At 42.7% G+C, this 12,939-nt stretch carries 13 protein-coding genes and 1 tRNA gene; 10 read left to right on the forward strand and 4 right to left on the reverse strand.

Annotation, left to right across the window (positions count from 1 at the left end; all coding sequences use genetic code 11):
- Positions 1–21: 21 nt before the first annotated feature.
- From hemL to OFO01_RS06875, 4 genes are read right to left on the reverse strand one after another with little or no spacing between them, the layout of a single operon-like run.
- Positions 22–1,293 (reverse strand): glutamate-1-semialdehyde 2,1-aminomutase, encoded by a 1,272-nt coding sequence (gene hemL / locus OFO01_RS06860; RefSeq protein ID WP_270859457.1) that lies wholly within the window; start codon positions 1,291–1,293, stop codon positions 22–24.
- Positions 1,277–1,660, reverse strand: coding sequence for a c-type cytochrome (locus OFO01_RS06865; protein WP_270859458.1), 384 nt, complete (start codon positions 1,658–1,660; stop codon positions 1,277–1,279). Before OFO01_RS06865 ends, hemL begins: the two co-directional genes overlap by 17 nt.
- A gap of 51 nt (positions 1,661–1,711) precedes the next feature.
- A complete protein-coding gene (locus OFO01_RS06870; protein WP_270859459.1) occupies positions 1,712–2,947 on the reverse strand; it encodes an ArsS family sensor histidine kinase in 1,236 nt (411 codons plus the stop codon).
- 16 nt (positions 2,948–2,963) lie between these two features.
- Positions 2,964–3,644, reverse strand: coding sequence for a response regulator transcription factor (locus tag OFO01_RS06875; RefSeq protein WP_270859460.1), 681 nt, complete (start codon positions 3,642–3,644; stop codon positions 2,964–2,966).
- A gap of 254 nt (positions 3,645–3,898) precedes the next feature.
- Here OFO01_RS06875 and OFO01_RS06880 point away from each other — a divergent pair, with 254 nt between their 5' ends.
- From OFO01_RS06880 to OFO01_RS06925, 10 genes are all read left to right on the forward strand, one after another.
- The gene (locus tag OFO01_RS06880) at positions 3,899–4,195 is read left to right on the forward strand and encodes an HU family DNA-binding protein (protein WP_270859461.1); all 297 of its coding nucleotides are present in this window, start codon (positions 3,899–3,901) and stop codon (positions 4,193–4,195) included.
- An 84-nt stretch (positions 4,196–4,279) separates the two neighbouring features.
- Positions 4,280–4,366 (forward strand) — tRNA-Leu (locus OFO01_RS06885).
- A gap of 104 nt (positions 4,367–4,470) precedes the next feature.
- Complete coding sequence (locus tag OFO01_RS06890) at positions 4,471–5,901, forward strand: acetyl-CoA carboxylase subunit A (RefSeq protein WP_270859462.1); 1,431 nt, start codon at positions 4,471–4,473, stop codon at positions 5,899–5,901.
- 9 nt (positions 5,902–5,910) lie between these two features.
- Positions 5,911–6,135, forward strand: coding sequence for a hypothetical protein (locus OFO01_RS06895; RefSeq protein ID WP_270859463.1), 225 nt, complete (start codon positions 5,911–5,913; stop codon positions 6,133–6,135).
- The gene (locus OFO01_RS06900; RefSeq protein ID WP_270859464.1) at positions 6,135–6,851 is read left to right on the forward strand and encodes an arginyltransferase; all 717 of its coding nucleotides are present in this window, start codon (positions 6,135–6,137) and stop codon (positions 6,849–6,851) included. Before OFO01_RS06895 ends, OFO01_RS06900 begins: the two co-directional genes overlap by 1 nt.
- A 143-nt stretch (positions 6,852–6,994) precedes the next feature.
- A complete protein-coding gene (locus OFO01_RS06905; RefSeq protein WP_270859465.1) occupies positions 6,995–7,759 on the forward strand; it encodes an ABC transporter ATP-binding protein in 765 nt (254 codons plus the stop codon).
- On the forward strand, positions 7,759–8,706 hold the full coding sequence (locus OFO01_RS06910; RefSeq protein ID WP_270859466.1) for an ABC transporter substrate-binding protein: 948 nt from the start codon (positions 7,759–7,761) through the stop codon (positions 8,704–8,706). The genes OFO01_RS06905 and OFO01_RS06910 overlap by 1 nt, the downstream gene beginning before the upstream one ends.
- Complete coding sequence (locus OFO01_RS06915) at positions 8,699–10,564, forward strand: iron ABC transporter permease (protein ID WP_270859467.1); 1,866 nt, start codon at positions 8,699–8,701, stop codon at positions 10,562–10,564. Before OFO01_RS06910 ends, OFO01_RS06915 begins: the two co-directional genes overlap by 8 nt.
- A 24-nt stretch (positions 10,565–10,588) precedes the next feature.
- Positions 10,589–12,658, forward strand: a complete 2,070-nt coding sequence (locus OFO01_RS06920; RefSeq protein ID WP_270859468.1) for a TonB-dependent siderophore receptor — start codon at positions 10,589–10,591, stop codon at positions 12,656–12,658.
- A gap of 72 nt (positions 12,659–12,730) precedes the next feature.
- Positions 12,731–12,939: hypothetical protein (locus OFO01_RS06925; protein ID WP_270875525.1), on the forward strand; the 209-nt coding region annotated here is incomplete at its 3' end.

A 12,939-nucleotide genomic window follows, 5' to 3' on the forward strand; every position in this document is an offset into this window, starting at 1 on the left:
CCTCGCCTTAAATTTCAAAATTTACAAATTTGCCATTGCTTCATCTGCCATTTTTATGGCAAAATCGATATCTTTTTTGCTCATTGCCTCGCAAATAAAGCCAGTTTCGAACTGACTTGGCGCCAAAAATACGCCCCGTTTTATCATTTCGCGGTGAAATTTCGCAAAACGCTTAGTGTCGGATTTGAGCGCGTCGTCGTAGTTATTTACCTCGTTTTCGGCGAAAAAATACCCAAACATACTTCCAACGCAGGCTGTTTGAAGCGCGATACCGTGCTTTTTGGCGGCTTTGCTAAGGCCGTTTATGAAGCGTTTGGCGAGTGAATTTAAATCTTTGTATAAATTTTTCTTAGCATAAATTTTGCTCAAACTCGCAATTCCAGCCGCCATTGCCACTGGGTTTCCGCTTAGCGTGCCTGCTTGATAAACACCGCCAAGAGGGCTGATTAGATCCATGATTTCAGATTTTCCAGCAAAGGCTGCCACGCTCATACCGCCACCGATTACCTTGCCAAAGGTTACGATATCGCCCTCTATGCCATACACATCGTAGCTTCCGCGCGCACTAGCGCGAAATCCGCTCATTACCTCGTCCATGATTAGCACGATTTTTTTCTCGTCGCAAATTTTGCGAAGTTCGCTTAAAAATTCGGCTTTTGCAGGCACTAAGCCCATATTTCCAGCGATTGGTTCGATGATTATGGTGCCGATATCATTGGCTTTGACAATCGCTTTGACGCTTTGGATATCATTATAAACAGCGACAAATGTATTTTTGGCGATATCTTCTGGCACGCCAGCACTGCTTGAATATCCAAATGTAGTAGCCCCTGAACCTGCCTTGACCAAAAGCGAGTCGCTGTGTCCGTGGTAGCAACCAGCAAATTTTATTATGCCGTCTTTTCCGCTGTAAGCGCGCGCTAGGCGGATTGCGCTCATTGTGGCCTCTGTGCCACTGCTAGTGAAGCGAATTTTATCCAAAAATGGAAATTTATCTAAAACAAGCTTAGCAAGTTTCGTTTCTAGCGGGCTTGGTGCGCCAAAACTTAGTCCAAATTTCGCTGCATCGCAAACTGCTTTTTGGATATCTTTATCGGCATGTCCGAAAATCAGCGGACCCCAACTTTGCACGAAATCAAGGTATTTTCTGTCCTCGACATCGTAGATATATGCGCCTTTGCCCTTTTTTACCATAAATGGCTCGCCACCTACGCTTCCAAATGCGCGAACAGGCGAATCAACGCCACCTGGGATAAATTTCATAGCCTTTGCAAATTCAGTTTTGTTTGTCATTTTCGTCCTTTTTTTGGGTTTGATTTTTGGCTTTTAAATATTTGTAAATAATGATAATTTCATCTTTTGTAAGAAAATAGCTTGGCATAATGTCCTTGCTAGCGCCGATTCCGTCGGCTAATTCTTGCAGTGAAAGGGTGTTGATTTTGGGTGCGAAAAGGGATTTTTCGTAGTAGGTTTCATTTGAGCGGTTAAATTCCTCATATTTTGCGATGAGCTGTCCCTCGCCACGCTCGCCGTGGCACTTATCACAGCCGATTCCACGGGGGTTTTGATAGAGCATGGCTCCGTATTCTTCATCTGTGATGAAGCTCTCTGCATACAAACAAACACCGAAAAATGCTAGTAAAAATATTAAATTTCGCATAAACTCACTTTTTAAAAAATTTTGCAATCATATATCAAATCGCCTTAAAATTTAGAGTAAAATTTCACTCATATTATCAAAATAAAAGATATTTGTCTTATTTTCTCTGCGGTATTTAAAGGCTAAACCATGCGATTTGGCGATATTATCGACGATGTATAGCCCAAGACCGAAGCTTTGTTTGGCGTTTGAGCCTTTGGAAAATGCCTCTTTGTAATGCTCAAAATCCTGCTCTAACTCTGGCGAATTGCTGATGAAATCAAAGGTCGCTCCGACATTTATGATGACATGGCGGTCGGTGGAGTATTTGATTGCGTTGTCGATTAGATTTTTCACAGCGATTGAAAACAGCTTCAAATCCACATTAAATTTCAAATCCTCTGACGCATTTATGGTTACTAAATTTTCGCCTATCATTGCGATTTTTAGGGCTTCGTTTATGATTTCTTTGGCTGAGTAAATTCCGCGCTCTCCAAGCGGAATTCCAGAAGTTGCCCTCTCGACTGCGGCAAATTCGTTAATCAAATCTTCTAGCCTTTCAAACACCGATAACAAGCGCTCTTGGTATTTGTTTTTTTCGATCATTTCGATGGTTATGCGACCTTTGGTAATGGGCGTTTTTAGCTCGTGCATGATGTTTCGCAAAAATAGGTGGCGCGATTCGTTTAGTTTGTTGATCTGCGTAACTGCACCGTAAAACGCGCGCGAAACCTCGGAGATTTCGTCTGCGCCTGTGGCGACATTTGCGATATTTAAATCGCCTGTGGCAAATTTATCGATTTGGCGTTTTAGCTTGCGAAGTGGTTTGATTTTGCGTATAATAAAAATGTATGCGAGCAAAATAATCGCCAAAATTCCGCCATAAATCGCCCTAAAAATATCGTAGCGATATGGTTGATATTCTTTGTCGTTTAAAATCCTAACCTCGTTTGCGTGGGTGATTTTGAGGTAGTGCTTGCGATTATACATTATAATATCAGCCGAGCCGATGTCAGCTGAAATACTGTCCAAAATTTCGCCATTTTCGGTTAATTGCTTTATAAAATTTTCGTCGTTAATGCTAGCAAATTCGAAATTTGCGATTTGTCTTTGGAATTCGTTTTGCGAGATGAGCCTACTCATCTGGTATAGGTGCGAGCGCGCGACTATGGAGTATTTTGTGTTTAGCTCTCTGGTGTAGTTTTGTTTATCATATCCGATAAGCCAAATGAGTGCGAGCGATACGCCAATCGTCGCAAGCGCGAAAATAAATGTAATGGTATAAAAAATCGAAGATCTAAATTTCATATTTAAATTTCAAAATTTATTGCACGAGCTTGTATCCCACGCCCCTGATTGCGTGGATATATTGCGGTGTCTTGGAGGTTTCGCCAAGCTTGACCCTGATACGACCGACGATGACATCTATGCTTTTTGGCGAGGATTCTTCGCTGATTGAGGAGCTGTTGTAAATGAGCTCTTCGCGCGTGATTGCTCCGCCTTCTTTTTTGACTAGATATGAGAGGACATCGTATTCAGCGACTGTCAGCGATAGAGGCTGACCTTTAAAGGTGATAATGTGCGAAAAATCATCAACCACGATGTCTTTGTTGGTTTTTTCGCCACTTTGTTTGATCGAGCCTGTGTTGTAGCGCTCGACATGGCGTTTAATGCGGGCTAGAAGCTCTTGGGGATTGTATGGTTTTGGTAGATAATCATCTGCGCCGAAATCAAAGGCATTGATTTTATCGGTCAAATCGTGGCGCGCACTAGAAATGATAATCGGTAAATTCGAGGTTTTGCGGATTTCTTTGCAGACTTCAAGCCCGTCCATACCAGGAAGCGTTAGGTCTAAAATCACGAGGTTGAAATTTTCTAATTTAAGCTTTGAAAGTCCGATAAATGGGTCATCTGCGACGGTAATGTCGATTTCGTATTGTTCTAAGTATTCGCTTAAAATTTCAGCCAGCTCCAAATCATCTTCTATCATCAAAATTTTCGTCATCTTTTTACCTTAAATTTAAAATTTTGGGCGCATTATATCAAATTTAAGATTATAAAAAATTTTAGCGCCTAAATTTGTGTAAATTTGGGAAAAAATGAAACATTTATTTTTCAAATAGTGTGAAAATAGGCAAAATTTTGCCAAATTTCGTGAAATTTTGCCAAATTTAGCGAAAAATTCGCAAAATTCTATTGAAATTTTTATCAAAGTATTGTAAAATGGACGCTGTTACACTTTATCACAAAGGATACTCTATGAAAAAAGCTGATTTTATCAGTATTGTTGCTGAAAAAGCAGGACAAAGCAAAAAAGATACTACAGCAGTAGTAGATAAAGCTCTTGAAACAATTAAAGAGCTATTAGTTAAAGGCGATGAGATTAGTTTCATTGGCTTTGGTTCTTTTAGCATTGCTGAGCGTGCTGCTCGTGAAGGCAAAGTTCCTGGCACAAACAAAACTTACAAATCACCTGCTACAAAAGTAGTTAAATTTAAAGTTGGCAAACAACTTAAAGAGGCTGTTGCTGCTTCAAAAGCTAAAAAGAAAAAATAATTTTTCTTACTCTTTAAGCCCCAAAATTTTGGGGCTTAATTTTATTTTAATCAAATTTTTGTATAATCTCGATTTTTAATTCAAGCCCAGGTGGTGAAATTGGTAGACGCACCAGACTCAAAATCTGGCGGAGGCAACTCCGTGCCGGTTCGATTCCGGCTCTGGGCACCACTAAAATCCTTTAAAATTTTGACTTTTTCCCCTAAATTTCAACTTGATATAACATTTTTTATACTATCATACGCAATATTATTTTTACAAAAAGGTGTTTTAGTATGATACACAAAATTCTCATAGCAAATCGCGGTGAAATCGCGGTTAGGGTTATTAGAGCATGTAGAGATTTGCACATAAAAAGTATAGCGATTTACACCGAGCCTGACAAAGACTGCTTGCATGTTAAAATTGCTGATGAGGCTTATGAGGTCGGCACAGAGCCACTTACTGGGTATTTGGACGCCAAAAAAATCGTAGAAATAGCCAAAGCAAGCGGTGCGGACGCTATCCACCCTGGATATGGATTTTTGAGTGAGAATTATGATTTTGCAAAAGAGGTCGAGGACGCTGGGATTATTTTTATCGGTCCAAAACCAGAAGTTATCCGCAAAATGGGTAATAAAAACATTGCTCGCTATTTAATGCGCAAAAATGGTATTCCTATCGTGCCAGGCACCGAAAAATTAAACAACGAATCAATGGAGACTATCAAAGAATACGCCCGCAAAATCGGCTACCCGGTGATTTTGAAATCAAGCGGCGGTGGCGGAGGGCGTGGAATCCGCGAAGTTTGGAGCGAAGAGGATATGGAAGCAGCCTTTGAATCCTGCACCAGAGAGGCGAAGGCGTATTTTAATAACGATGAAGTTTTTATGGAAAAACTCGTCGTCAATCCGCGCCATATCGAGTTTCAAATCATCGGCGATAATTACGGCAACATTATCCACCTTTGCGAGCGCGATTGCTCAATCCAACGCCGTCATCAAAAAATCATCGAAATTGCCCCGTGCCCGTCGATTAGCGAGCATTTGCGCAAGACCATGGGTATTACCGCAGTAGCCGCAGCTAAGGCTGTGAATTACTCAAATGTCGGCACTGTGGAGTTTTTGCTCGATGATTACAACAATTTCTATTTTATGGAGATGAATACCAGAATCCAAGTCGAGCACGGAATCACCGAGGAAATCACTGGCGTGGATATCGTCGTGCGTCAGATCCGTATCGCAAATGGCGAAATTTTAGAGCTCGAACAAAGCGATATCAAACCGCGCGGTTACGCGATTGAGGCGAGAATTACAGCCGAAAATGTATGGAAAAATTTCACCCCAGCACCTGGCAAAGTCGAGGATTATTACCCAGCTTTGGGACCTAGCGTGCGCGTGGATAGCCATATTTACAAAGGCTATAAAATTCCACCATTTTACGACTCACTTTTAGCTAAACTCATTATCAAAACGACAGATTATGACTTGGCGGTAAATAAGCTAGAAAGGGCATTGAAGGAGTTCCGCATAGAGGGTGTGCGCACGATAATCCCATTTTTGCTCTCGATTAGCAAATCGCGTGAGTTTAGACTGGGATTTTTCGATACAAGCTATGTCGAGAAAAATTTGGAGAAAATTTTGGCAAACACCAAGGACGATTTTGATACGAAAAAAACCGAAGTCGTCGCTGCAATCGCTTCTGCTATGCGAGAAGCCGAAATTTAGGGAGCGAAAATGGATTTTTTAGAATCGCTAAATAGCATAAAAAAAGATATGATTAAAGAGGAAAAGGCGAAAAATCCACCCAAACCTAAGCCAAAACCAAACCCAAATCGCGATGAATTTAAAGATATTTTCAAAGATGAGGATTTAGGCGATGAGAGCGTGAGTGCGCGTGAAAATCGGCTAAAAGACGAGTTTTTGAAATATATCGAAAACGCAAATATTAGAAAAATTTAATGCTTGAAATTCCATTTTGCACGCTCGATTTTCCCTGCCCGTATTTGCAGGGAAAATCAGCTAGAAATGAATACATTTTTGTCAAAAACGCCTCGTATTCTTATAATTCAAATTTAGTCACTCACGGATACAGACGCTTTGGGAATTACTTCCAAAAGCCCATTTGTGCGGGTTGCGATGAGTGTAAAAGCCTGAGAGTAGATGCGAGAAATTTCAAATTTTCCAAATCGCACCGCAGAGTTTATAAAAAAAACGAAAAAACCACGCTTGGCTTTTCAGCACCGATTTTAGACGGCGAGCATTTGGAGCTTTTCGAAATTTATCACAACTATATGAGCGAAAAAAAGGGCTGGCCGCGCCAAAATATCACGCCTGAGAAATACTATGAAATTTATGTGGAGGGATATGGAAATTTCGGCAAGGAAATTTCGTATTACGATGAGTTTGACAGGCTGATTTGCGTCGATTTAATCGACATTGTCGAAGATGGGATAAGCTCGATTTATTGCTATTACGACCCATACAGAAGCGATCTTAGCCTTGGGAAATTTTCGCTTTTAAAGCAGATTGAAATCGCGAAAAAATTTAATCTGCGCTGGATATATTTGGGTTATGCAGTGCGTGAGTGTCCGAGCCTAAAATACAAATTTGACTACCAGCCATATCAAATTTTATCCAGCTATACAGACCCGCAGGAGCCCAGTTTATGGGAGTAGGGCAGGGCATGTTTTGCTATACTTTATCATTTTTAAAATTTTAAATTGATATGGCTTTTGATAATAATTGTTAAATATTTAGTTTAAATTTATTAAATTTTTGATAATATCTATCTTTTATTTTAATAATGGATATTATCATCGTGTTAAAAACTAGTAATCTAAATTACCAAATACAAAATAAAAAAATTTTAAATAACATAAATTTAGAGTTTGCAAAGGGCGAATTTTACGCTCTCGTTGGACACAATGGCTCTGGCAAATCTACGCTTATCAAGCTTTTAGCCGCACAAATCAAAAATCAAAGTGGCGAAATTTCGCTAAATGGCAAAAAAATCGAAGATTACGCAAAAAAAGAATTTGCCAAAAGTGTTGCTTATTTGCCCCAAATTTTACCAGACGCTTCTCATTTGACGGGCTTGGAGCTAGTTATGGCGGGCAGATATGCGCACGGGGGCAGGTATTTTACGGACAAAGAAAACGACACCAAAATCGCTACCGAGTGCCTACAAATCACAGATACGCTCAAATTCAAAGACCAGATCGTCTCCACGCTAAGTGGTGGCGAGAAATCGCGCATTTTCCTAGCGATGTTACTCGCGCAAGAAAGCGATTTTTTGCTACTTGACGAGCCATTAGCGCCCCTAGATATTGCGCACCAGCTAAGCGTCATGGCGTTAGTTCAAAAAATGGCAAAAGAGCTTGGCAAATGCGTAATCATCGTGATTCACGACATAAATTTAGCCTGTTCGCACTGCGATAAAATCATCGCGCTAAAAGGCGGTGAGCTGATACTAAACTGCCCATCTAGCGAGGCTATGAGTGCAGAAAAAATCAAAGAAATTTACGGCGTAAATGCCCATATAATCGCGCACCCAAAGACAAATTTATTAACGGCGATGTTTTAATGAGAGCGGTTATTTTTTTATTTTTAATTTTCGGCGCAGTATTTGGGGGCGAAAAACCGCGTATAATCACGCTGGATTGGAGCGTGGCGGAGATTTTGGAGTTTTTAGAAGTTCGGCCGATTGCAATGGCTGAAAAGCAGAGTTTTATGCTATGGGGTGGTGGGCTAGGTAATGGCGCAAATACCCTAGACTTGGGGCTTAGAAACCAGCCGAGTTTGGAGATGATAATAGCTTTGAAGCCTGATTTTGTGCTTTTGCCATCGTTTTTTGCGGGGCACGAAAAAACCATTTCAAAATACGCCAAAACCCACATTATCGATGTTTATAAAGACGGGAATTTGGAAGACAACCTAAACGAGGCTGTTTTGGAAGTGGCGAAAATTTTGGATTGCGAAGAGAGGGCGAAAATTTTACTTGCCAAAAACAACGAATTTTTCGAAAAAAAGAAAAAAGAGCTAGAAAATTTCACCACGCCTGTTTTAGTCGTGCAGTTTATCGACGCGGCTCACATTAGGATTTATGGCGCAAATAGCCTGTATGGCGTGGTTTTATCAAAGCTTGGAGTGCAAAATTTGGCTCCAAGTAATTTATCATATAATCTCTGGGGTATCGCGAGTGCCCATGTAAGCGCACTTTATGAAGTGGGGCAGGGCGCAAAGCTCGTAATAATCGAGCCAAACAGGGTTGATATAAACTCGCAAATCGCCTCAAATGGGATTTATAAAAATTTGCAAATTTTGCAAAACCGCGCGCAAATAGAGCCTGTGTGGAGTGCTGGTGCGTGGCTAAGTATGCAAAAATTTGCAAATTTGCTGAGTGAAATTTTGAAAAATGAGGCGAATTTAGCCAATTTCAAAATTTCGCAAAATTTAGAAATTTCGCCAAATTTGGCAAATTTATCAAATTCGCCAAATTCTAAAATTTCGCAAAAGAGCGCAAATGAATAAAACTCTGCCAATCTTAACGCTCATTTTTGCGATACTCTGCGCCATTTCACTTCTTGGCGCACACACGAATTTAGGCGAAATTCGCACCCTTGTGGTACTAAATTCCACCCTGCCACGCATTTTGACGGCTCTTCTTTGCGGTGCGTTGCTTTCGCTTTCATCGCTTTTGCTCTGCGCTATTACGCACAATCCATTAGCGAGTGATAGCACCAGTGGCGTAAGCGCGTCAAGCGCCTTTGGGGTGCTGTTTTTGGGGCTGTTCGCGCCTGCTCTTGGCACCACGCTAAGTGCGTTTGTGGGTGCGCTCATCGGACTTGGGCTTTTGTTTGCGCTCACAAATACGCGCGAGTTTAGCGCATTTAGCGCGACGCTGTGCGGTCTAATCATAGGGCTAGTCTTTGGCGCACTAAGCGCGCTACTTTTGATTTTTTTCAAAGATGAAAGCTATTTTATCACGGTTTGGCTAAGTGGCGATTTAGCCCAAAACGGCTACGCAAACCTGCGCACAATGGTGATTTTATCGCTTCCAGCCCTGCTTGTAACACTAGCTTTTGCGCGTTCGTTTTGGCTCTTTGGGCTTGGCGATAGCACGGCAAAATCGCTTGGGCTAAATGTCGTTTTGGTGCGAATTATAGGCTTTGTGCTGGGTGCGTATTTTACAGCTGTGGCGGTGGCGCATTGCGGGATTATCGCATTTGTGGGGCTTGGAGCGAGTTATCTCACAAATCAGCTGAAATTTAGCTCGTTTGTCAAAAAAGCGATTTTTTGCGCCATTTTGGGGGCTTTGATTTTAGGCATTTGCGATAGCGGACTTATAATCTTGCAAAATTTAACCCAAATTTCGCTTCCTGCGGGTGCGATTTGCGCATTTTTGGGTGCGCCGATGTTTTTGTGGCTCATACACTGCGCCACAAAGGACGCAAACGCAGGAAACGGCGCCAAAAACGAAATTCGCGAAAAGGCGAAGTATTTAAATTTGCCACTTCTTGGCGGAATTTTGGCTGTTTTCGTGGCGTTTTGCCTATTTTATGGCGAATTTTCGCGCGAAATTTTCGCTTTGCGCATAAACCGCGTTTTTACAGCCTTGCTTTGTGGCGGAATTTTGGCTGTTTGTGGCTATATTTTACAGAGCCTAACCCGCAACGACATGGCCTCGCCCGAGCTTCTTGGCATTAGTTCTGGCGTGAGTCTTGGCGTGCTTGCTTCGATGTTTTTCGCACCTGCGCTTGGCTTTGTTTTTGGCGTATTTGGGGCGTTGGTGGTTTTTGGCTTTATTTTGGCGATAAATGCGAGAAGTGGCATGAGTCCAATGCGCGTGATTTTAAGCGCGATTGCGGTGAGTGCCTTTGTGAGCGCGGTGGAGAAAATTTTGCTTTTTAGCGGGGATAGCAGGATTTATGATTTTATCTCATACAGCGCTGGAAGCACCTACGGTGCGAGTTTTTCGCAGGTTTTGCTTTTGGCGATGCTTTGCGCGATTAGCTTTGGCGTGGTGATGAGATTTCAAAGAGAAATTACGATTTTAAGCCTAGGCGATGTGTGCGCTAGTAGCGTGGGTGTGGATATTTTCAAATTTAAAACTATTTTGTTCGTATTTTGCGCCGTTTTGTCGGCTTTTAGCGCACTTTGCGTGGGACCGGTGAGTTTTGTGGGGCTTATCGCGCCACATTTGGCGAAATTTTTGGGTTTTCGCAAAACGGGCGCTGGGCTCATGGCAAGTGCGCTAATCGGGGCTATGATAATGAGCGTGGCGGATTTTTTGGGTAGGAATTTGATTTTTCCTTATGAAATACCTTGTGGCGTGGTCGCTACGATAATCGGAAGCCTTTATTTTTTATGGATTGCAAGAAAAATTTAATAAATTTTAATCAAAGGAGCATTTATGCGAAAAATTTTTGGTAGCGCGTTTGCGCTTAGTTTGTGTGCGGCGGCTGTTTTGGCGCAGGAAGTCTCTGAGACGGCAAACGAGGCGCAGGTTTTAGACGAAATCGCCGTGGTAGGCTCGATAAGCAAGGGTAGTGGCAAGGTCGATTTCATGAGTGCTGGAAGCTCGTCCGTAATCGAGAGCAAAAAAGCGATCGAAGAGCGTGGAGCGACACAGCTAGACGAGGCCGTCAAATACGAGGCTGGTTTCGTCGGACAGCCTTATGGCGCAGATCTTGATACGAGCGACTGGCTTAGACTTCGTGGGTTTGAAGCGAGTGTGAGCGTAGATGGCGCTAGTGCGTATAAAGGCGGATATTTTGGTATCAGCCCTGATTTATACGGATATGAGAGTATCGAGGTGGTAAAGGGCGCAAACTCGCTACTTTATGGCTCATCATACGCTGGTGGCGTGATAAATCTCGTCTCTAAGCGCCCAACTCTCACCCCGCAAGGCGAAATCGGCGCGAAATTTGGCTCAAACCACCTGCGCGGGGTGTTTTTCGATGTCAGCGATGAATTTAGCGAAAATGTGAAATTTCGCATTGTAAGCGATTATGAGAAAAAGCGTGGCGACATAAATTACACATGGAACGAGCATTTTTTCATCGCGCCATCGATTTTGTTTTTGCTAGGCGATGATACACAGCTCACACTTCTATCTAGCTTCACGCATGACACAGGCACTGGAAGCAACGGGTTTTTCCCTTATGTAGGCACGATGATACCTGGCGCGCAGGGTAAAATTTCGCCAAGTGCGAATTTGGGCGCATTAAACGATAGTCTATCGCGCGATCAAATTTCGGTTGGATACGAGTTAGCGCATAGCTTTAACGATAAGCTAAAATTCGAATCAAGCTATAAATTTAACCGCGAAAACAAAGACCAAATCGGCGCAAGTGTCGAGTATAATATGATAAACGATACCGATATCGCGCAGGATTTGCTCTTTGTCGATGCGAGTGTGAATTCGCATATATTCGATAACCGCATAAGCTACGAAGACGAGTGGGGAAGTGTGAAAAACCGCCTAACTTTGGGCGTGGATTACAGAGATATTCGCGCTAGGGGGCAGTATTTTTACAACTACTTCGTAGGCACTATAAATGTCTATAACCCAGTGCGCACCCGCCTAACGGCAAATCCGGCGCTGTCGTTTTCAAACCCGAATTATGACTTGGATCAAAGTCAGCTTGGGTTTTATTTAAACGATAAAATTGAGCTTTATGAGAAGCTAAATTTGACCCTTGGAGTGCGCCATGACAAGGCCAAAGCCACGCTAAATGGTGATAAAAGCTACGACACGGACGAGACCACATATCAGGCTGGGATTTTATACGCGTTTGATAGCGGATTTATGCCGTATTTCAACTACTCTGAGTCTTTTATGCCACAATCCGGCCGCACGAGTTCGGGCGAGTTTTACAAGCCAACCACGGCTAGACAATACGAAGCGGGTGTGAAATATCTGCCAAGCTTCATAGACGGCGAATTTAGCCTAGCGTATTTTGACATAGAGCAGAGAAATGTCCCATACACCGATGGTTCGAGCTTTTCAAGTCAGGCTGGAAAACAGGTAGCCAAAGGCGTGGAGCTTGGCGCAAATGTGAATTTAAGCGAAAATTTAAACCTAATCGCCGCTTACACGCACTACAACGAAGCCAAAATCAATGTCGATGGCTTTGACTACATGACGCCAACGCCACTAATCCCAAAAGATATGCTCTCTGGCTTTTTGGTATATTCGTTAGATTTTGGCTCTGGACACGCTATGAAAGTTGGAGCCGGTGTGCGATATGTGGGTAGAAGTAAGAGTGAGAGTAGCGCATGGACATCGCCTCGCCACGACGCTGTGAGTGTGCCGTCACACACGCTAATTGACGCTATGGCGGAGTATTCGTATAAGGACTTTTCTGTGCGCTTAAATGCCACAAATATCGCTGATAAGGAGTATGTCGCAGGGTGCAACTACTGGTGCTATTACGGCGAGGGCGCGAAGGTAACACTAACCGCGAAGTATAGTTGGTAAAATTTTGCGTGGAATTTTTAGTAAAATTTTGCGGAAATTTGCTGGAAATTTAGTGGAATTTGGCGTGGCGTTTTGTGCGGCGTGGTTTTGCTTGGCGTGGTTTTGCTTGGCGTGGTTTTGCTTGGCGTGGTTTTGCTTGGCGTGGTTTTGCTTGGCGTGGTTTTGCTTGGCGTGGTTTTGCGTGGCGTGGTTTTGCTTGGCGTGGTTTTGCTTGGCGTGGTTTTGCTTGGCGTGGTTTTGCTTGGCGTGGTTTTGCTTGGCGTGGTTTTGCTTGGCGTGGT

The sequence above is a fragment of the Campylobacter sp. JMF_01 NE2 genome (genome assembly GCF_027737365.1).
Lineage (GTDB): Bacteria > Campylobacterota > Campylobacteria > Campylobacterales > Campylobacteraceae > Campylobacter_B.